This is a genomic window from Actinotalea fermentans (genome assembly GCF_007991475.1).
GTDB classification, from domain to species: domain Bacteria; phylum Actinomycetota; class Actinomycetes; order Actinomycetales; family Cellulomonadaceae; genus Actinotalea; species Actinotalea fermentans.
The window spans coordinates 545,525-564,310 of sequence record NZ_BJYK01000009.1 but is presented as its reverse complement, the minus strand read 5'-3'; the positions used below and the strand labels follow the sequence as shown (position 1 = coordinate 564,310).

Below are 18,786 nucleotides of genomic sequence, written 5' to 3'. Positions count from 1 at the left end.
GCTCACGGTAGCCGGGCCCGGCGGCCGCCGCAGCGGCGAACGGTGCAGCGGCGGACGGCGCACGGAGGTCCCGGGTGCGGAGGGGTATGGTCGGCCACGAACGACAGGGGAGCGTCTTGGACGCTGAGAGTGCGGACAACCGCAGACCCTCGAACCTGATCCGGGTGATACCGGCGTAGGGAGTCGGGAATCTCAGGCCTGCCGCGGCCCAGGGCCGGGCGGGACCCCCTCGTGGACCACGCGAGGAGGAACGGATGGCAAGCAGCAGGGCAGGGAGCCGGGCCGGTGGGCCCCGGCGGCTGGTCGGCGCGGTCGTCGCCGCGACGGCGGTGGCCGCGCTGGGCGCGTGCTCGCTCGTCGGCGCGGACGACGGCGGTGACGCCGGCGACGACGGCGCGGACGACGGCGCGGCGAGCGGGGACGGCGGCGGGACGGTCGTGCTCGTCACGCACGACTCGTTCGCGCTGCCCGACGAGCTGGTCGCGGCCTTCGAGGAGGAGACGGGCTACACCCTCGAGACGCGCGCGCCGGGCGACGGCGGGGCGCTGGTGAACCAGCTGATCCTCACCAAGGACGCGCCGCTCGGCGACGCGGTCTACGGCATCGACACGACGTTCGCGACGCGCGCGATCGCCGAGGGCGTGCTCGAGCCGTACCAGGCCGCCGACGCCGTCGCGGACTACGCGGTCGACGACACCGGGTCGCTGACGGCCGTCGACATGGGCGACGTCTGCATCAACGTCGACCACGAGTGGTTCGCCGAGCGGGGGATCGCCGAGCCTGCGACGCTCGAGGACCTCACCGACCCGGCCTACCGCGACCTGCTGGTGGTGACGAACCCGGCGACGTCGTCGCCCGGCCTGGCGTTCCTGCTGGCCACGGTGGGCGCGTTCGGCGAGGACGGCTGGCTCGACTACTGGACGGCGCTGCGCGACAACGGCCTGAAGGTGGCCAGCGGCTGGTCGGACGCGTACTACGTCGACTTCTCCGGCCCGTCGAGCGAGGGCGACCGGCCGCTCGTCCTCTCCTACGCCTCGTCCCCGCCGTACGAGGTGCCCGAGGGCGCGACCGACGCGCCGACGGGCGCGCTGCTCGACACGTGCTTCCGGCAGGTCGAGTACGCGGGCGTGCTGGCCGGGGCCGCCAACCCCGAGGGCGCCCGCGCCGTGGTCGACTGGCTGCTCTCGCCCGAGGTCCAGGCCGCGATCCCGGAGAACATGTACATGTACCCCGTGACCGACGTCGAGCTCCCGGCCTCGTGGGCCCAGTTCGCGCCGCTCGCGACCGAGCCGTTCCACGTGGAACCGGACGCCATCTCGGCGAACCGCGACGCCTGGATCGAGCAGTGGACGGACGCCGTCGTCGGATGAGCGCAGAGGGCGTGGCGGCGGCCACCGGCACCGGGACGGGTGCCGGGGCCGCCGTCCGCCTGCGCGGGGCGGCCACCCGCCGCGGCCGGGCCGCCCGCGTCGTCGTGTGGGCGCTGCTCGCCGGACTGCCGCTGGCGTTCCTCGTCGTCTTCTTCGGGCTGCCGGTCGGCGTGATCCTCGGCCGGGGTTTCGTGACCGACGGCGCGCTCGACCTCTCGGGGTTCGCGGAGGTGTTCGGCCGGTCCCGCACGTGGCGCGTCGTCGGCCTGACGCTCGCGCAGGCGTCGGTGGGCACCGCGATCGCCGTCGTGCTCGGGGTGCCCGGCGCGTACCTGCTGTACCGGACGGCCTTCCGCGGCCGCGCGCTGCTGCGCGGCCTGGTGGTGGTGCCGTTCGTCCTGCCGACGGTCGTCGTCGGCGTCGCGTTCCGGTCGGTGCTGGCGCCGTCGGGGCCGCTCGGGTTCCTCGGCTGGGACGAGTCGTTCGCGGGCATCGTCGCGGCGCTGGTGTTCTTCAACTACGCGGTCGTCGTGCGGACCGTCGGCGCCTTCTGGGCCGACCTGGACCCGCGGGCCGAGCAGGCCGCCCGCGCGCTCGGCGCTCCCCCGTGGCGCGCGTTCGCCTCCGTCACGCTGCCCGCGCTCACCCCGGCCATCGCGTCCGCGGCCGCCGTGGTGTTCCTCTTCTGCGCGACGGCGTTCGGCGTCGTCCTCGTGCTCGGCGGCCTGCGCTACGGCACGGTCGAGACCGAGATCTGGGTGCTCACCACCCAGATGCTCGACCTGCGCTCGGCCGCGGTCCTGTCGGTGGTGCAGCTCGCCGTCATCGCCACCGTGCTGGCGCTCGCGGGCCGCGCGCGGTCGCGCCGCGAACGGGCGCTCGGGCGCACCGGCCCCCGGCGGGAGGCGCCGCGCCTCGCCCTGCGCGGCCCGCTGGCCCGACGCGCGGACCCCCTGGCCGCGGCCGTGACGGCCGTCGTCGTGGTCGGGCTGCTGGGGTTGCCGCTCGGCACGGTGCTCGTCCGCTCGCTGCACGAGCCGGGCGGGGGCTGGGGCCTGGCGAACTACGCCAACCTCGGCACCACCGGCGGGCGGAACGCCCTGTCCGTGACCGTGTGGGACGCGGCCGCCACGTCCGTGCGCACGGCCGTGGACGCCACGGTCCTCGCGGTGCTGGTGGGCGGGCTGGTCGCGCTCGTCGTGTCGCGCCGGCCGCGCGGCCGCGGCGCCCGACGCGCGGTGCGCGCCTTCGACGCGGCGTTCATGCTGCCGCTCGGCGTCTCCGCCGTCACCGTGGGCTTCGGGTTCCTCGTGGCGCTCGACGGCGGCCTCGGACCGGACCTCCGCTCGTCTCCGCTGCTCATCCCGGTCGCGCAGGCCGTCGTCGCGACCCCCCTGGTGGTGCGTACCGTGCTGCCCGTGCTCCGTGCGATCGACTCCCGCCTGCACGACGCCGCGGCCGTGCTCGGCGCCGGGCCGTGGCGCGTGCTCGCGTTCGTGGACTGGCCGGTGGCCGCGCGGTCGCTCGGCCTGGCCGTGGGGCTGGCGTTCGCGGTGAGCCTCGGCGAGTTCGGCGCGACGTCGTTCCTCGCGCGACCCGACCGCCCGACGCTGCCCGTGGTGATCTTCCGGCTCATCGGCCGGCCCGGCGCGGAGAACCTCGGCATGGCGTTCGCGGCGTGCGTGCTGCTCGGGCTGCTCACGGCGTCGGTGATGGCGGTGGCCGAGCGGCTGCGCTCGGGCGCCGGGTACGGGGAGATCTGATGGGCGGGCTCGCGGTGCGGGACGTCGTCGTGCACTACCGCGACGACGACGGGACGGTCGCGACCGCCGTCGACGGCGTCAGCCTGGACATCGCGCCCGGTGAGGTCCTCGCGCTGCTGGGCCCGTCGGGCTCGGGCAAGTCGACGCTGCTGCGGGCGATCGCCGGTCTCGAGCCGCTGTCGGCCGGGCAGGTGCGCTGGGACGGCGCCGACCTGGCGGGCGTGCCGACGCACCGCCGCGGGTTCGGGCTCGTGTTCCAGGACGGCCAGCTGTTCCCGCACCGGGACGTGGCCGGGAACGTCGGCTTCGGGCTCGCGATGACGGGTCCCGGCCGGCGCGACCGCGCCGCGCACCGCGCCCGCGTGACGGAGCTGCTCGAGCTGATGGGGCTCGGCGGGTTCGAGCGGCGCGACGTCGCGAGCCTGTCCGGCGGCGAGCGGCAGCGGGTCGCCCTGGCCCGTTCGCTCGCGCCGCGCCCGCGGCTGCTCCTGCTCGACGAGCCGCTGTCGGCGCTGGACCGCGCCCTGCGTGAGCGGCTCGCGGGCGACGTGCGGGCGGCGCTCGTCGCGACGGGCACGACGGCGCTCTTCGTCACCCACGACCACGACGAGGCGTTCGCGGTGGCCGACCGGATCGCCGTGATGGACCTCGGCCGGCTGCTGCAGGTCGCCGAGCCGGCTGAGCTGTGGCACCGGCCGGCATCGCGCCGGGTCGCGGAGTTCCTCGGCTACGAGGCGTTCGTGCCGCTCGCCCGGGCGCCCGAGGCGCTGGCACGCGCGGTGGGCGTGGCGCGGGCCGCGGGTGTCGACGGCGCGGGTATCGACGGAGCCGGTGCCGACGGCGCGGGTGTCGACGGCGCGGAGGACCTGGTCCTCGCGCTCGGGCCGGGATCGCTGGTCACCGCGCCCGACGGCGCCCTCGAGGGTGAGGTGACGAGCGCCGGCTTCCGCAGGGGGCTGGTGGAGACGGTCGCGGCGGTCGACGGCGTCGGGCAGGTCACGGTCGTCGAGCCGAGCGGGGGCTACGCGGCGGCATCCCAGGCGCTGCCGGTGCCCGGCGCGCGGGTGCGGCTCGCGGTCGACGCGGCCGCGATCGCCGTCGTCCGCGGCTGAGCGCGGGTCCCTCGGCGGGCTCGGGGGCTCGGGGCGGGCGGGGTCAGGCGCTGCGGCGACCGTCGCGGAGGGAAGCGCGGGCGGCGAGGACGGCGGCGCACACGCGCGTCTCGGCGGCGGTGGTCTGCGGGGTGGTGTCGGCCTGGCGGGGGGCCGCCGACTCGAGGAAGAGGGCGTTCAGAGCACACATGACTGCGACGCTAACCCGCGGCTCGGCGGCGATCGACGCGACCTTCGTCCTTGATCATGTCCGGAAACCGCCAGGTCAAACGCCGCGCTCGGAGCGCGGAACGGGACCGGCCCGGACGATCCGCACGAGTCGGTACCCGCGGCACTGCGCGAGCAGGTCCGCGTCGCTGTCCCGCCGCGGGTGCAGCCCCGCGAACCGCCCCGCCGCGAACCCGCTCGCGAGGAGCACGGCCCGGAGGCGGTCGACGTGGGCCTCGTCGGCGGGGAGGATCTCAGCCCGGCCGCGGCGGGGGCGGCGCAGCGGCAGCCACACGGTCACGTCCGGGTCGGCCGCGATGTTGCGCAGCCACTGCGCGCGCTCGTGCGTCGTGCACCAGACGTCGCCCTCGAGCACCGCGTAGTTCAGCGGCGTGTGCCGCCGCTGCCCGGACTTCCGCCCGACGTTCCCCAGCACCATGGTCTTGCCGGTCAGCGGCGGGACGACGCTCATCGTCCAGCCGAGGTGCCAGCGCCACAGGCGCAGCACCTGCGGGTTCAGGCGCTTGAAGGTCCGCTGGAGCTGGTCGAAGTCGAGGTCGGGCACATGACGATCATGCTTCCGGCGGGGGTGCCATGTCCGGCGTTCGGGGGTGCGCCCGCGGCATCCAGCGCGCCATCACCACCAGACAGAGCCCGGTCGCGAGCGGCACGACCATCGCGCGCGCGATGCCCACCTCGTCGGCGACGGCGCCGATGAGCGCCGGCCCGGTCAGGAAGGCCGCGTACCCGAACCCGACGACGACGCCCATCACGCGTCCGCCGCCGAGGTTCCCGGCGGTCCCGTAGATCTGCGGCGCGATCATCCCGACGCCGAGGCCCACCAGCGCCCAGCCCGCCAGCAGCACCGGCAGCGACGTGCCGACGATCGTCACCACGTAGCCGACGACGGCCGTCGCGGCGCCCGTGGAGACCACGGCCTTGTGCCCGAAGCGCTCGACCGCGTGGTCGCCGACCAGGCGGATCGCGACCATGAACACGCTCACGAACACCAGGCCCAGCGAGCCGGTGGACGGCGTGACCTCGGCGACGTCGGTCACGTGCACCGACGACCAGTCGAAGCCCGTGCCCTCCGTCAGGCCGAAGCACACCGCCATCGCGCCGAGCAGCCAGGTGGCGCGCGGCAGCGGGGCGCGCGGGGCGTCGGCGTGGTGCGGCGTCGGCTCGCTCTGCGGCACGCTCGGCCACATCACGGCAAGGCCGACGAGGCCGAGGGCGGCGACGGCGACCAGGGTGATCTGCAGGTGGGCGTCGGCGTCGACCGACAACCGCCCGACCAGCCACGACAGGCCCGCGCCGAGCGCCGACCCGATCGAGAAGAAGGCGTGGAACCGGCTCATCACGGGCCGCCCGCGGCGCCGCTCGACGTGCACCGCGAGCGTGTTCATCGACACGTCCATGCACCCGTTGCCGAGCCCGAAGACGATCGCGCCCACGACGGCGACCGGGATGCTCGGCGCGAACGCGAGCACGGCGAGCCCGACCGCCATCACGGGCGCGCCGGCGACGGTCGGCACGCGGGCACCCACGCGGTCGGCCCAGCGCCCGCCGAGCTGCATGGTGGTGACCGCCGCCAGCCCGGCCGCGACCAGCAGGATCGCCAGCCCCCGCGCGTCGGTGTCGAAGCGGTCGCGCAGCCCGGGCATCGACGCGCCGTACGCGCCCACGTAGGCGCCGTTGAGCGCGAAGGCGGCGAGCACGCCGACGACGGCGCGGCGCACGCTGCCGGGCTCGCCGAGGGCGCGGCCCGGCGTCGTCGGGGTGGGCTCAGTCGTCGGGGTGGGCTCAGACGAGGACGACATCGACGCCCCCTTCCCGGTAGGCGGCCAGGGCGGCCGGGTCGGCGTCGTGGGTGGTGACGAGCGTGTCGACGTCCGTGACGGGCGCGACGGGGAACGTGGCTGTGCGGGCGAGCTTGTCGCCCTCGACGACCAGCACGGTGCGGCCGGCGGCGGCGATGGCGGCGCGCTTGAGGTCGGCGTCGTCGAGCGTGGTGGAGGTGATGCCGTGGGCGGGGTCGGCGGCGCACCCGCTGATCACGGCGACGTCGACGTGCAGCGCCCGGACCGACTCCACCGCGCGGCTGCCGCGGAACGCGAGCTCGACGGGCTCCACCTCGCCGCCCGGCAGGATCAGCCGGACACCGGTCCGCTCGCCGAGCACGGTGGCCGCGTGCAGCGACAGCGGGACGACCGTGAGGGGCCGGCCCGCGAGGCGTTCCGCGACGGCCAGGCACGTGGTGCCGTTGTCGAGGACGAGCGTCTCCCGGTCCCCGACCAGGGCGGCGACGCGCGCGGCGAGCCGCTGCTTGGTCTCCCAGCCCAGCCGGCGACGCGTCGCGAACGGCAGGGCCGCACCTCGGCCGGCGACGGCGACGGCTCCGCCGCGCACCCGGCGCAGGCAGTCCTGGGCCTCGAGCGCCTCGAGGTCGCGGCGGATCGTCATCTCGGATGCGCCGAGCCGCTCCGCGAGATCGGCGACGGCGACGCGCCCGCTGAGGGCGAGCTCGCCGAGGATCACCTCGGCCCTTTCGGAACTCTCCACGTGTTCATTCAAACACATCTTCTGTGCGGGCATGCTGGACGTCGGGTTCACTCGCTCCTGCCATCTGCCCCGCCCCGGAGACTTCCGCCCGCATGGCGGTCCCAACTCGCCGAAGCGCTGCTGCCCGGCGAGGTCAGCCGCGCGTCGGGCCCGCGTTCCGGGGGTGCGCGCGGGCCGTGCGCTCGTTGCCGCGGCGGTAGTTGCCCGTGACGCGCGCCATCAGCCGTTGGGCGTCGACGCGCGTCACGTCGTCGAGGAAGTCCGCGGCCGCTCGGCCGCGCAACGTGGTCGCGGGCCGGCCGCGGTGGGTGATGCGCACCTCGTCGCCGTGCGCCGTGAACGCGAAGCCCTCCGGTGCGCCCACGGCGGCCGGCCTCAGGCCTGGGCGGCGGCGCGCGCCGGGGCGGCCGAGCCGTCCTCGGCCCGGTCGCCCACCGTCGCGCTGCCCGACGCGCGGAGGGCGGCCCCCTCGTCGTCGGCGGCTTCCACGGCGTCGGCCGCCTCCCCCGCGACGGCGCGCTTCTGCCACATGCCCGCGACGCCCGTCGGCCGGAACCCCAGCGCCACGTTGATCGCGAGCATGAACGAGTTCTCCTCGGCGTTCCACGTGTGCACGCGGGCGGCGCCCGGGCGGAGCTCGGCGAGGCGCCGCAGGTTCTCCGCCTTCACGAGCATGCCGAGGCGCCGGCCGCGGTGCTCGCTCAGCACGAGGGTGTCGTCCTGGAAGACGATCTCCTCGTACGCGATCGGGTACCGCAGCACGGTGAACGCGCCGAGGGTCTGCGTGGGCACGTGCACGGCGGCGGTCACCAGCATCCCGTGCTGGGACTCCGCGACCCGCCGCTCCCAGTCGCGGACGCGGGCCGCGTCCCAGCGCGACTCCTCGAAGTCGAGGTCGCCCTTGGGCACGTCGGTGCTCATCCGCATCTCCAGGACGGCGACCTGGTCCACCCACTCGTCGGGCGCTCGGTCGGTCCAGGTGACGAGCCGGTAGTCCGCCCCGGCGCGCGCGGCCGCCTCGGCCTGGTGACGCTCGCGCAGCCCGTCGGGCAGCGGCAGGCGCAGCAGGCTGTAGCGCTCGGCCTGCTCGAGGACGTAGCCGTGGTCGGCGAGGAAGCGCGCGCCGCGCGCGTTCCCGTCCACCCGGCCCGATCCCGTGGGCGGCTCGAGTACGCCCGGTCCGGGGTCCGGCTCGCCGACCTGCTCGCTCCACGTCACCAGGGACGTGCGCCCGTGCTCGGCGGCCAGCGTCTCGGCGGCCTCGAGGAGCGCCGCGTCGGCGCCGTCGTCGACGTGGTCGGGATGCACGTAGAGCTCGACGTCGGCCAGGTGCGTGTTGTCCTGCAGGGGCAGCGTGAGCTTGGCGAACCCGACGACGTCGTCGGCCGTCGGCTCGGTGACGCCGTCGGGGACGGCCACGAACACGCGCCGGATCGCGTACAGCTGCGGCCGCAGGTCGGCCAGGAGGTACCACGACGGGTACATCAGGTCGGCGTAGCCCCACATGCGCTGCTCGTGCTCGTGGCTCACCCGGCCGACGCCGTGCAGCGCCCACGCGTCGGGCGCGTCGAGGGTCTCCGGCACCGGTGCCGTGAGGATGGTCCAGGAAGGCATGGGCACCACTGTGCGGCCCGCGCCCGACGCCGGGCGAACGGTTTTCCCGGTGGGTCGCCCCGCGCCGTCGGCGGCCCGGCGGGCGGTCGCGGCGCCGAGGCGGCTCAGAGGCCCTCGGGGCGCGCCTTCTGCGGGAAGGGCGTCTCGCCGCGGGACAGCTTGTCGACGAGGTCCGTGATGCGCCGCGCCCGCGTCTCCGGCCGCTTGGCCTGCGTGACCCGGAAGTACAGGGCGAACCGGTTCGTGCCGGTGAGCACGTCGAACCACGCCTGCGCGGCGGGGTTCGCGGCGATGGCGGCGGCCATGTCCTCGGGGATCTCGGCCGTGGCCTGGCTGCCGTACGCGGCGTCCCAGCGGCCGTCGGCCTTGGCGCGCTCCACCTCGGCGCGGCCGGCGTCGGTCATCCGGCCCTCGCTCTCCAGCCGTGCGACGTGGCCGACGTTCCGGGCCGACCAGATGGACCGCGACCGGCGCGGGGTCCAGCGCTGGTAGGAGGCGTCGTCGTCACGGCGGCGGCCCTGGCCGTCGATCCAGCCGAAGCAGAGCGCCTCGTCCAGCGCCTCGTCGTAGCTCGGTGCGGGGATGCGACCGGACTTCTTGCGCTGCACGAGCCACACGCCGTTCGACGTCGCGTGGTTCTCCTCGAGCCACACGCGCCAGGCCGCGGCGTCGGGCAGGTGGAGCACGGGCAGGTCCGTGGGCTCGGGTGCGGGCTCCGGTGCGGGCGCGGCTGCGTCGGCCATGCCCCATCCTCACCCGCGCCCCCGACACGCGTCGCCCACCGGCCCACTCTCACCCCACCCCCGACACGCGCCGCCCCGGAGATGCCCGGCCCGCGGCGATGCCCGGCCCGCGGAGATGCCCGGCCCGCCCTCACGAGCACCGGCCCATGAATGAGGTCGAGCCTTACGCCCGAGGTCGAGGGTCGTGACCCTCGACCTCGAGCGCAAAGCTCGACCTCAGCGCCAGGGAGGTCTCACGCGTGGGGGTTCGGCGAGCGCACCCCGCGGCCGCAGGGGCTGCGGGATCGCAGTGGGTGGCGCGCTGCGGATCACTCTGTCGACCAGGCGTGCGGGCGAGCGCAGGTCCTCGCTGGTGATGCGCAGCACGCGGTAGCCCGCCTCCTCGATGGCGTCCTGGCGGCGTTTCTCCGCCAGGACCGCCTCCGTCGTGCTGCCCGCGGCCGTGTACTTGCCGCGACCGTCGTACTCCGCGAGGAGCCGCCACGCAGGCCAGCCGAGGTCCGACCAGAAGGTCCCCAGGTGGGTCTCGATGGCGATCTGCGTCTCGGGTCGGGGAAGCCCCGCCGCGAGCAGGGCGAAGCGGGCACGGGACTCGCCCGGCGACTCGGCGCCGTCGTCAGCGAGGTCCAGCACGGCACGAGCCTGGATCGCGCCCCTGCGCCGTGGTGTCCCCGCCAGGAGCTCGAGGCAGACGCCGCGGTCGACCCCGGCGTGGAGCGCAGCGTCGACGACCGCGAGCGCGAGGCTGGGCGGCAACGTGGCGGCGCAGTCGAGCACCGTGCGTGCAGGGGTCGTCACCCGGATACCCGACAGTGTCGTGCTGTCCCCGTCGGAGAGCCGGTGGGAGTGCCGCAGCAGGCCGCGGGCGTTGCGACACGGCTTGGTCGTCTGCGTGAGGTGGACCGGGGCCGTCGTCGGCGCGGGCAGTCCCCACAGGAGCGCAGCGGACCCATGGCTGACCACCACGGGCGTCTCGAGCTGGAGCACCGCGGCGGCCACGCGTGCGACAGCCGTGTGCCGGGCGGCCTCGTACGGGTCGGCGGTGACGGGCGTGTCGGTGTAGGCGCCCGGCCGCACCGGGGTCCAGGACCCCGCACGTACGTGCCCGCGGACGACCGCAGGCGGATGGTCGCGTGCGAGATGGACGGGCGGGACCGGCGCGGGCCGGAGGGTGGCGAGAACGCCAGGGCGTCGAGGCACGCTCGAGGGTTCCGCCCGACGCCCGACGCCGGCGCGCCAGACCCCCTGCGCCTGTGGACGCGGCCCCACCCTCATGCGGCTGTGCGCGCTGCCCGGCCACAGTGTCTGGCGTCCGCCGCCGAGGTCGAGCCTTGCGCTCGAGGTCGAGCGTCGTGACCTTCGACCTCGAGCGCAAAGCTCGACCTCGCGGGCGCGGGACGCGGGCGAGACGCGGGCGAGGCGCGGGCGAGGCGCGGGCGAGACGCGGGCGAGGCGCGGGCGAGGCGCCGGCGCCGGAGGCGCGCGTGGGGTGGCGGGCGTCAGCGGCCGTGCCAGTGGAGCCAGGCGCCGTGGGGGTGGGAGACGCCCCAGAGGGCGGGCGGCAGCGCGGTGCCGTCGCGCCACAGGTGCGCGCCGAGGACCGTCTCGGGGTCGGCCTCGCCGGCCCACGCACCCGGGCCGAGCTCCGGCAGCCCGGGCACGCAGCCGAGCGGCTCGGCGGTCACCCAGGACACCGGACGGCCGTCGTCGGCGAGCGTGGCGAGGGTCGCGGCGACGTCGGCCCGGCGCTCCGGCCGCACGTACGTCAGCGCCCACGAGCTGAGGACCACCAGGTGCGCCCGCTCGCCCGCGGCGTCGTCGGCGTCCTGGACCGCGCGGCGGGCGACGGCGCCGAGGTCCGCGACCATGTCGCCGCGGACGAGGTGCGGCGGGCGCGCGCGCACGTGCCGCACGGCGGCGCGGAACCGCTCGAGACGCTCGGGCTGGTCGGGCCACAGGCAGGCCTCGAGCCAGCGCAGCTCCGCGTCGTCGTCCGGCCGGACGGGCGCCAGGTCCAGCCCCACCCGGCCGACGACGCGCGGCAGCCGCAGTCCCGCGACCGACCCTTCGCGCAGCTCGCCCTGGGTCACGAGGTCCGACGCCGGGTCGCCCAGGACCGCCGCGCCGGGGGTCCCGGGCGCGCCGATCTCGATGCGGTACGCGTCCAGCTCGAGCAGGAGTCCCGCGCTCGCGCCCATCTCGAGGAGCACGACGGGGGCGTCGGGCACGTCCGTCGACGCCTCGGCGACGAGGGCACCCATGTGCACGGCGCGGTTCGCCTCGTTGGTCTGCGTGCCTCGGGTGGCGATGACGCGCCGGAGGCGGTCCGCGTGCGTGAGGGCGGCGTCGCGGACGTCCGGCCACGGGTCGCCGTCGGGCACGGGGCCGCCCGTGACGCTCGGGTACCAGCGCGCGGCGGGCAGCTCGGGGTGCGCCAGGACGAGGTCGTGCAGGGCGGCGAGCAGGAGGATCGGCCGCGCCTGCCCGGGGCGGGCGGCGAGGAGGAGGCGCGCGACGTCGTCGTCCGCGGCGATGCCCAGGGCGAGGGTGCGGTAGAGGCGCAGCTCGGAGAACCCGTCCGCGAAGTTGCGGAACATCTGCTGGGCCTCGCGGACGGTGGTCGGCTCGGCGTCGGGACCGGGGGCGCTCATGAGGCACCGTACGTCGCGGGACGCGCCCGGGACGCGGAGGGCTCCACAGTCCGGACGCCGTCGGGCATCCTGGGGCCTCGAGGCGCGCGGACCGTGCCGCGAGGGAGGCGGTCGGCGTGCGCGGGTTCTGCTCGTGGAGCGGCGGCAAGGACTCGGCGCTCGCGCTGCACCGGGCGCACGCGGACGGCGTCGTCGTCGAGCGGCTGCTCACGATGATGATCGAGGACGGCACGCGCAGCCGCTCCCACGGCCTGCGTGCCGAGGTGCTGCGTGCGCAGGCGGACGCCATGGGGCTGCCCATCACGTTCGTGCCGACGAGCTGGGCCGAGTACGAGGACCGGTTCGTGGCCGCGGTCACGGCGCTGCGGGCCGACGGCGTGACGGACGGCGTCTTCGGCGACATCGACGTCGACCGGAACCGCGCCTGGGTGGAGGGCGTCTGCGGGCCGGTGGGTGTCACGGTGCACGAGCCGCTGTGGGGCCGGCCGCGGCGCGCGCTGCTCGACGAGCTGTGGCGCGAGGGGTTCCGGGCGTACGTCGTGGCGGTGGCCGCGGACGCGGCGGGTCCGGAGGTGCTGGGGGTCGACGTCCTCGGGCGTGAGCTCGACGCGGCCCTCGTGGACGCCCTGGCTGCTGCGGGCGTGGACCCGTCGGGCGAGCTCGGCGAGTACCACACGGTGGTCGCCGCCGGCCCGGTGCTGCCGCGCCCCCTGGACCTCGCGTTCGGCGAGGTCGTCGAGCGCTCGGGCTACCGCTTCGTGGACGTCACGGCCGCGCCCGGGCGCCCCACTGCCGCCGTCGGACAGCCCACCGGGCCCCGGCGCTGACGGCGTCCGGGGCCCGGTGGGGGCCGTCAGCCTGCGGTGCAGGTGGCGGTGGGAACGGCCGAGTTGCCGTTCTTCCAGAGGGTGATGCCGAAGGAGTTCCCGGCACCGTTGGGTGTGGCGGTCAGCGTGCCGGAGGTGCCCGAGACGCTCGCGTTCCACGCGTTCTGCAGCGACTGGCCGTTGCCGAGGTTGATCTTCACGGTCCAGCTGTTCGAGCCGGACACCGCGAGGTTCACGTTGAAGCGGTCGCTCCAGTCGTTGGCCTTGGTCACCGAGACGGTGCAGCTTCCGGTGCCGCCGGTGTTCCCGCCGGTGTTGCCGCCGGTGGACGACGGCGCCACGGCGCGGCCGGTGCTCGGCGAGATGTGACCCGTGCACAGGTTGCGTGACTTGAGGTCGCTGAGGATCCCGGGCAGGGCCTGGACGGTGTTGGCCGGCCAGTCGTGCATCAGGATGATCTGGCCGTCACGCAGCTGGCCGGCCGCTTGCCGGATCGCCGACGCGCTGGCGTTGTTCCAGTCGGCCGAGTCGACGTCCCAGGTGACCACGCGCAGGCCGAGCTGCGAGGCGACCTGGCTCACCGAGCCGCCCGTCTCGCCGTACGGCGGACGGAAGATCTGCGGCGTCACGCCCGCGGTCTGCTGGACGGCCTGCTGGGTCCGCTGGAGCTGGGACTGCAGGTCGTTGTAGCTGAGGCTCCCGACGTGCGGGTGGTCCCAGCTGTGGTTCCCGATCTGCACCCCCGCGTTCCGGTACGCCTGCATGAGCGAGGCGTTGTTCGTCGCGTTGGAGCCGGTCGGGAACACCGTGGCCGTGGCGCCCGCGTCGCGCAGCGCCGACAGGATCTGGTTGGTGGTGCCCGAGTTGGGGCCGTCGTCGAACGTCAGGGCCACGTAGCCGGCCGAGCAGCTGGTGCCGGTGTTGCCACCCGTGTTCCCGCCCGTGTTGCCGCCGGTGTTGCCGCCCGTGTTGCCGCCGGTGGACCCGGCCGCGGTGCAGCTCACGGTCGGCAGGTTGCCGTTGCCGTTCTTGTAGAGCGTCAGGCCGAACGTGTTGCCGGCGCCGTTCGGCTTGGCCGTGAGGGTCCCGGTGGTGCCGGACACCGACGCGTTCCAGCTGTTCTGCAGGCTCTGGCCGCTGCCGAGGCCGACGCTGACGGTCCAGTCGTTGCTGCCGGAGACGGCGACGTCGACGTTGAAGCGGTCGGACCAGTCGTTGGTCTTCGTGACGGTCGCGGTGCAGCCGTTGCTCGTGCCGCCGCCGGTGTTCCCGCCCGTGTTGCCGCCGGTGTCGCCACCGGTGGTGGTGCCGATCGTCACGTTCGACGAGCCGGAGCTCTGGTACCCCTCGGTCGCCATGATCTGGTAGTCGTGGCTGCCGAGGTTCATGCCCGCGCGGGCCCAGGCGTCGAAGTGGTTGCCGACCGTGATGGTGCCGGACGTGCGCTTCTGCTGCCGCACGGACCAGTACTGGTAGAAGGTCGACGTGCCCTCGATCGAGGGCTGGTTGACGCGCTGCGTCCGGTAGATGTCGTAGGTGCCGCCGTCGCTGGTGACCGTGCCCATGAACGTGCCGGTGGGCCGGTAGGTGCCCCAGGACTCGACGATGTAGTACTCGACCAGCGGTCCGCGGGTCCAGCCGTACAGCGTCAGGTAGGCGTTGCCGGACGGGTTGAACTGGGCCGTGTACTGGACGGTGCGCCGGCCGCCGGTCGCCCAGCCCTTGCCGGCGACGAAGTTCCCGGTGTTGCGCCACTGCGTCGAGTAGTTCCCGCCCGAGCCGGTCTCCATCGAGACCGTGCCGTTCGAGTCGGTCCAGAACGAGTAGAAGTACCCGTCGTGGGTGCCCGTCTGGTTGCTCGTGACCGTGGCGGCCCCGGCGGGCGAGACGGCCGTCAGCGTCACCGCTGCGGCCATGGCCCCGGCGGCGAGCAGGCTGGCGAGCCGGCGTCGTGGTCGAGCGCTCCTGCGGAGCGCGAAAGTATCGGACATGCGGCACCTCTCTGTGCGTGACCGACGGCGTCGCGCGCGCGACGTGCGAGGCGGCGGCCGAGCCGGTCTTCCGGCTGGACAGGGCCGCGCGGGCGGCCGTGCCAGGCATACGACAGGAGTCTGCGCGCGGGCCGCCGGGGTCGAGAAGTGTCCGATTCGCCCGAAACGTTTAGGCGACCATCACGCGTCCCTGGGGCGAAAGATCGACGCGCCGCCCCGATAGTTGCGACCCGGCCGCGACCGGGTCGCCGGCGACCGCGCCGGCAACCGCGCCCGCGCCCGCGCCGCCACCGCAACCGAACCTTGAGCCCAGGCGACTCAACTCGACTTGCGGCCCGGCGAGCGAGGGCGCAGACTTGAGCGCAGAAGGCTCAAGACCAGCCCGCACCCGGGCGCCACCGAACGAAAGGCACCACCCATGGCACGCGCCGTCGGCATCGACCTCGGCACCACCAACTCCTGCGTCTCCGTCCTCGAGGGCGGGGAGCCCACCGTCATCGCCAACGCCGAGGGCGCCCGCACGACGCCGTCGGTCGTCGCGTTCAGCAAGGGCGGCGAGGTGCTCGTCGGCGAGATCGCCAAGCGCCAGGCGGTCACGAACGTCGACCGCACCATCACCTCGGTCAAGCGCCACATGGGCACCGACTGGGACGTCAAGATCGACGACAAGGACTACACCGCGCAGGAGATCTCCGCGCGCGTCCTCGGCAAGCTCAAGCGCGACGCCGAGCAGTACCTCGGCGAGCCCGTGACCGACGCCGTCATCACCGTCCCCGCGTACTTCAACGACGCCCAGCGCCAGGCCACGAAGGACGCCGGCCAGATCGCCGGCCTCAACGTGCTGCGCATCATCAACGAGCCGACGGCGGCCGCGCTCGCCTACGGCCTCGACAAGGGCAAGGAGGACGAGCTCATCCTCGTCTTCGACCTCGGCGGCGGCACGTTCGACGTGTCCCTCCTCGAGGTCGGCAAGGACGAGGACGGCTTCTCGACCATCCAGGTCCGCGCCACCTCCGGCGACAACCACCTCGGTGGCGACGACTGGGACCAGCGGATCGTCGAGCACCTCATCAAGGAGGTCAAGAACTCCTCCGGCGTCGACCTGTCCAAGGACAAGATCGCCCTCCAGCGCCTCCGCGAGGCCGCCGAGCAGGCGAAGAAGGAGCTGTCGTCGGCCACCTCGACGACCATCTCCATGCAGTACCTGTCGATGAGCGAGAACGGCCCGATCCACCTCGACACCAAGCTCACCCGGGCGCAGTTCGAGGAGATGACCTCCGACCTGCTCGACCGCACCAAGGCGCCGTTCCACGCCGTCATCCGCGACGCCGGCATCAAGCTGAGCGACATCGACCACGTGGTCCTCGTCGGCGGCTCGACCCGCATGCCCGCGGTGTCCGACGTCGTCACCGAGCTGACCGGCGGCAAGGAGCCCAACAAGGGCGTGAACCCGGACGAGGTCGTCGCCGTCGGCGCCGCGCTGCAGGCGGGCGTCATCAAGGGCGAGCGCAAGGACGTGCTGCTCATCGACGTCACCCCGCTGAGCCTCGGCATCGAGACCAAGGGCGGCGTGATGACCAAGCTCATCGAGCGCAACACGGCCATCCCGACCAAGCGCTCGGAGATCTTCTCCACGGCCGAGGACAACCAGCCGTCGGTGCTCATCCAGGTGTTCCAGGGCGAGCGCGAGTTCGCGCGCGACAACAAGCCGCTGGGCACGTTCGAGCTCACCGGCATCGCGCCGGCCCCGCGCGGCATCCCGCAGATCGAGGTCACCTTCGACATCGACGCGAACGGCATCGTGCACGTGTCCGCGAAGGACCGCGGCACGGGCAAGGAGCAGTCGATGACGATCACCGGCGGCTCCGCGCTGCCGAAGGACGACATCGAGCGCATGATCAAGGAGGCCGAGGCGCACGCCGCCGAGGACAAGAAGCGCCGCGAGGAGGCCGAGACCCGCAACCAGGCCGAGGCGCTCGTCTACTCGACCGAGAAGGTGCTGCGCGACAACGGCGACAAGGTGCCCGAGGACGTCAAGACCGAGGTCACGGCCGCCGTCGGCGAGCTGCGCACCGCGCTCGAGGGCGAGGACATCGAGGCCGTGAAGGCCAAGCAGGCCGCGCTGTCCGCGGTCGCCCAGAAGATCGGCGAGGCGATCTACGCCGCCGACGCCGCCGCCGGTGCCGCCGGTGCGCCCGCCGCCGACGCAGCGGGCAGCACCACCGCGGACGACGACGACGTGGTCGACGCGGAGATCGTGGACGAGGACGAGACCAAGTGACCGACCAGCACCACGCCGGGGGTGGGGCTGCCCGCGAGGACGACCCCACCGCCGTGCGGTTCACCGACAAGCGGCGGATCGACCCCACCACGGGCGCCGTCCGCCAGCCCGCGCCCGACGACGTGGCGCCGCCCCAGGGCGACCCCCTCACCGGGGCGCCGGGCACGCCGGGCACGGACGCCGGCGCGGGCGGCGAGGCGCTGGCGGCCGCCGAGGCGCTGGCGGCCGAGCGGCTCGACGACCTCCAGCGGCTCCAGGCCGAGTACGTCAACTACCGCCGCCGCGTCGACCGCGACCGCGCGGTCGCGGGCGAGCTCGCGGTGCTCGGCATGATCGAGGCGCTCATGCCCGTGCTCGACGAGATCGAGCTCGCGCGCCAGCACGGCGAGCTGGCCGACGGCCCGTTCGCGTCGATCGCCGAGAAGCTCGAGACGACGCTCGGCCGGTTCGGCTGGGAGCGCTACGGCGCGGCCGGCGAGGCGTTCGACCCGACGGTCCACGAGGCGCTCATGCACGCCGAGTCCGCCGAGGTCGACGAGCCGACCGTGACCCAGGTGCTCCAGCCGGGCCACCGGGTGGGCGAGCGGATCGTCCGCGCGGCCCGCGTCGCGGTCACCGCTCCCCTGGGCTGAACGGAAGGGAGGTGGCGGGATGACCGGCCAGGACTGGTTCGAGAAGGACTTCTACGCCACCCTCGGCGTGCCCAAGAACGCCGACGCGGCGGCGATCAAGAAGGCGTACCGCAAGCTCGCGCGCGAGCTGCACCCCGACACGAACCCCGACGCCGCGGCGGAGGACCGGTTCAAGGAGGTCGGGGAGGCGTACGCCGTCCTGTCCGACCCCGAGCAGCGCCAGCAGTACGACGCGATCCGGGCGATGGCCGGCGGCGGAGCCCGCTTCTCCGCCGGCCCCGGCGGCCCGGGCGGCGCCGGGTTCGAGGACATCCTCGGGGGTCTCTTCGGCGGCGGTGCGCCCGGGGGCGCCGGCCCGCGCGTGCGGTACCAGAGCACGGGCGGCGGTGGCGGGGGCTTCGAGGACATCCTCGGCGGCCTCTTCGGCGGGGGCGGGTTCCGCGCCCCGCGCGGGCCCCAGCGCGGCCACGACGTCGAGGCGTCGACGACGCTGCCCTTCCGGCACGCCGTCGACGGGTCCACCGTGACGCTGTCCGTCGAGGGCCGGCGGGTCACCGCCCGCATCCCCGCGGGCGTGCGGGACGGCCAGCGCATCCGCCTGCGCGGCAAGGGCCGGCCCGGTGAGAACGGCGGCCCCGCGGGCGACCTCGTCATCGCCGTGCACGTGGAGCCGCACCCGGTCTTCTCGCTCGACGGCCGCGACCTGCGGATCACCGTCCCGGTCACCTTCGCGGAGGCGGCGCTCGGCGCGGACGTCGACGTGCCCACGCTCGACGGCGGGACCGTGCGCGTGAAGGTGCCGGCGGGGACGCCGTCGGGCCGCACCCTGCGCGTGCGCGGGCGCGGCGTGAAGGCGACGGGCGCGAGCGCCGGCGGCGAGCAGGCCGACGGGGACCTCCTGGTCACCGTGCAGGTCGCGGTCCCGCAGCGGCTGTCCGCCAAGGCGCGCGAGGCCGTGCGCGCGTTCGACGAGGCCACGAGCGACGGCGACGTGCGGGCCGACCTGCGGGCGAGGGCCGCGCAGTGAGCGGGC

General features: G+C 74.9%; 17 protein-coding genes and 1 riboswitch. Of the genes, 7 read left to right on the top strand and 10 right to left on the bottom strand.

What is annotated here, in order from left to right:
- The first annotated feature begins 95 nt into the window (after positions 1-95).
- A riboswitch (TPP riboswitch) is annotated at positions 96-199 on the top strand.
- A gap of 55 nt (positions 200-254) precedes the next feature.
- Genes AFE02nite_RS14665 through AFE02nite_RS14655 form a run of 3 tightly spaced genes read left to right on the top strand, consistent with a single transcriptional unit; the run spans position 255 to position 4,245 of the window.
- Entirely contained in the window at positions 255-1,370 is a 1,116-nt protein-coding gene (locus tag AFE02nite_RS14665; protein WP_034248029.1) for a thiamine ABC transporter substrate-binding protein, read from the top strand.
- Positions 1,367-3,133, top strand: a complete 1,767-nt coding sequence (locus AFE02nite_RS14660; RefSeq protein WP_146819888.1) for an ABC transporter permease — start codon at positions 1,367-1,369, stop codon at positions 3,131-3,133. Before AFE02nite_RS14665 ends, AFE02nite_RS14660 begins: the two co-directional genes overlap by 4 nt.
- A complete protein-coding gene (locus AFE02nite_RS14655) occupies positions 3,133-4,245 on the top strand; it encodes an ABC transporter ATP-binding protein (protein WP_146819887.1) in 1,113 nt (370 codons plus the stop codon). The genes AFE02nite_RS14660 and AFE02nite_RS14655 overlap by 1 nt, the downstream gene beginning before the upstream one ends.
- 43 nt (positions 4,246-4,288) lie before the next feature.
- Here AFE02nite_RS14655 and AFE02nite_RS17510 read toward each other — a convergent pair whose 3' ends face one another.
- The 9 genes from AFE02nite_RS17510 to AFE02nite_RS14615 form a co-directional block, all read right to left on the bottom strand.
- Positions 4,289-4,435: a hypothetical protein gene (locus tag AFE02nite_RS17510; RefSeq protein WP_186814572.1), complete on the bottom strand. Its 147-nt coding sequence runs from the start codon at positions 4,433-4,435 to the stop codon at positions 4,289-4,291.
- Between the two features lie 75 nt (positions 4,436-4,510).
- Positions 4,511-5,017 (bottom strand): nitroreductase/quinone reductase family protein, encoded by a 507-nt coding sequence (locus AFE02nite_RS14650; protein WP_052114086.1) that lies wholly within the window; start codon positions 5,015-5,017, stop codon positions 4,511-4,513.
- Positions 5,018-5,024: 7 nt separating this feature from the next.
- Positions 5,025-6,272 carry an MFS transporter gene (locus AFE02nite_RS14645; protein ID WP_146819886.1) on the bottom strand — a complete coding sequence of 416 codons (1,248 nt, stop codon included), beginning with the start codon at positions 6,270-6,272 and terminating at the stop codon, positions 5,025-5,027.
- Positions 6,256-7,014 carry a DeoR/GlpR family DNA-binding transcription regulator gene (locus tag AFE02nite_RS14640; RefSeq protein ID WP_052114088.1) on the bottom strand — a complete coding sequence of 253 codons (759 nt, stop codon included), beginning with the start codon at positions 7,012-7,014 and terminating at the stop codon, positions 6,256-6,258. Before AFE02nite_RS14640 ends, AFE02nite_RS14645 begins: the two co-directional genes overlap by 17 nt.
- Positions 7,015-7,147: 133 nt before the next feature.
- A complete protein-coding gene (locus AFE02nite_RS14635) occupies positions 7,148-7,378 on the bottom strand; it encodes a hypothetical protein (RefSeq protein WP_034249200.1) in 231 nt (76 codons plus the stop codon).
- Between the two features lie 11 nt (positions 7,379-7,389).
- Entirely contained in the window at positions 7,390-8,628 is a 1,239-nt protein-coding gene (locus tag AFE02nite_RS14630) for a GNAT family N-acetyltransferase (protein ID WP_146819885.1), read from the bottom strand.
- A 104-nt stretch (positions 8,629-8,732) separates the two neighbouring features.
- Positions 8,733-9,371, bottom strand: coding sequence for a YdeI/OmpD-associated family protein (locus AFE02nite_RS14625; RefSeq protein WP_052114074.1), 639 nt, complete (start codon positions 9,369-9,371; stop codon positions 8,733-8,735).
- Between the two features lie 216 nt (positions 9,372-9,587).
- Entirely contained in the window at positions 9,588-10,448 is an 861-nt protein-coding gene (locus tag AFE02nite_RS14620; protein ID WP_052114075.1) for a hypothetical protein, read from the bottom strand.
- A gap of 422 nt (positions 10,449-10,870) precedes the next feature.
- The gene (locus AFE02nite_RS14615; protein ID WP_146819884.1) at positions 10,871-12,022 is read right to left on the bottom strand and encodes a DUF2332 domain-containing protein; all 1,152 of its coding nucleotides are present in this window, start codon (positions 12,020-12,022) and stop codon (positions 10,871-10,873) included.
- Positions 12,023-12,138: 116 nt separating this feature from the next.
- Here AFE02nite_RS14615 and AFE02nite_RS14610 point away from each other — a divergent pair, with 116 nt between their 5' ends.
- The gene (locus AFE02nite_RS14610) at positions 12,139-12,849 is read left to right on the top strand and encodes a Dph6-related ATP pyrophosphatase (RefSeq protein WP_052114116.1); all 711 of its coding nucleotides are present in this window, start codon (positions 12,139-12,141) and stop codon (positions 12,847-12,849) included.
- Between the two features lie 26 nt (positions 12,850-12,875).
- Here the strand turns inward: AFE02nite_RS14610 and AFE02nite_RS17955 are convergent, their stop codons facing one another.
- Positions 12,876-14,840: a glycoside hydrolase family 11 protein gene (locus tag AFE02nite_RS17955; RefSeq protein WP_146819883.1), complete on the bottom strand. Its 1,965-nt coding sequence runs from the start codon at positions 14,838-14,840 to the stop codon at positions 12,876-12,878.
- A 418-nt stretch (positions 14,841-15,258) separates the two neighbouring features.
- Here AFE02nite_RS17955 and dnaK point away from each other — a divergent pair, with 418 nt between their 5' ends.
- The 3 genes from dnaK to AFE02nite_RS14590 are packed head-to-tail and all read left to right on the top strand — an operon-like array spanning position 15,259 to position 18,780.
- Positions 15,259-17,121, top strand: a complete 1,863-nt coding sequence (dnaK, locus tag AFE02nite_RS14600) for a molecular chaperone DnaK (RefSeq protein ID WP_034249160.1) — start codon at positions 15,259-15,261, stop codon at positions 17,119-17,121.
- Positions 17,118-17,753 carry a nucleotide exchange factor GrpE gene (gene grpE / locus AFE02nite_RS14595; protein WP_222594402.1) on the top strand — a complete coding sequence of 212 codons (636 nt, stop codon included), beginning with the start codon at positions 17,118-17,120 and terminating at the stop codon, positions 17,751-17,753. The genes dnaK and grpE overlap by 4 nt, the downstream gene beginning before the upstream one ends.
- Before the next feature lie 19 nt (positions 17,754-17,772).
- The gene (locus AFE02nite_RS14590) at positions 17,773-18,780 is read left to right on the top strand and encodes a DnaJ C-terminal domain-containing protein (RefSeq protein ID WP_146819882.1); all 1,008 of its coding nucleotides are present in this window, start codon (positions 17,773-17,775) and stop codon (positions 18,778-18,780) included.
- Positions 18,781-18,786: the final 6 nt, after the last annotated feature.

Coding starts and splice junctions, on each gene's coding strand:
- AFE02nite_RS14625 (WP_052114074.1), bottom strand. CDS start 9,371: ATGGCCGACGCAGCCGCGCCCGCACCGGAGCCCGCACCCGAGCCCACG.
- AFE02nite_RS14645 (WP_146819886.1), bottom strand. CDS start 6,272: ATGTCGTCCTCGTCTGAGCCCACCCCGACGACTGAGCCCACCCCGACG.
- dnaK (WP_034249160.1), top strand. CDS start 15,259: ATGGCACGCGCCGTCGGCATCGACCTCGGCACCACCAACTCCTGCGTC.
- AFE02nite_RS14630 (WP_146819885.1), bottom strand. CDS start 8,628: ATGCCTTCCTGGACCATCCTCACGGCACCGGTGCCGGAGACCCTCGAC.
- AFE02nite_RS14665 (WP_034248029.1), top strand. CDS start 255: ATGGCAAGCAGCAGGGCAGGGAGCCGGGCCGGTGGGCCCCGGCGGCTG.
- AFE02nite_RS14660 (WP_146819888.1), top strand. CDS start 1,367: ATGAGCGCAGAGGGCGTGGCGGCGGCCACCGGCACCGGGACGGGTGCC.
- AFE02nite_RS17955 (WP_146819883.1), bottom strand. CDS start 14,840: ATGTCCGATACTTTCGCGCTCCGCAGGAGCGCTCGACCACGACGCCGG.
- AFE02nite_RS14615 (WP_146819884.1), bottom strand. CDS start 12,022: ATGAGCGCCCCCGGTCCCGACGCCGAGCCGACCACCGTCCGCGAGGCC.
- AFE02nite_RS17510 (WP_186814572.1), bottom strand. CDS start 4,435: ATGTGTGCTCTGAACGCCCTCTTCCTCGAGTCGGCGGCCCCCCGCCAG.
- AFE02nite_RS14590 (WP_146819882.1), top strand. CDS start 17,773: ATGACCGGCCAGGACTGGTTCGAGAAGGACTTCTACGCCACCCTCGGC.
- AFE02nite_RS14655 (WP_146819887.1), top strand. CDS start 3,133: ATGGGCGGGCTCGCGGTGCGGGACGTCGTCGTGCACTACCGCGACGAC.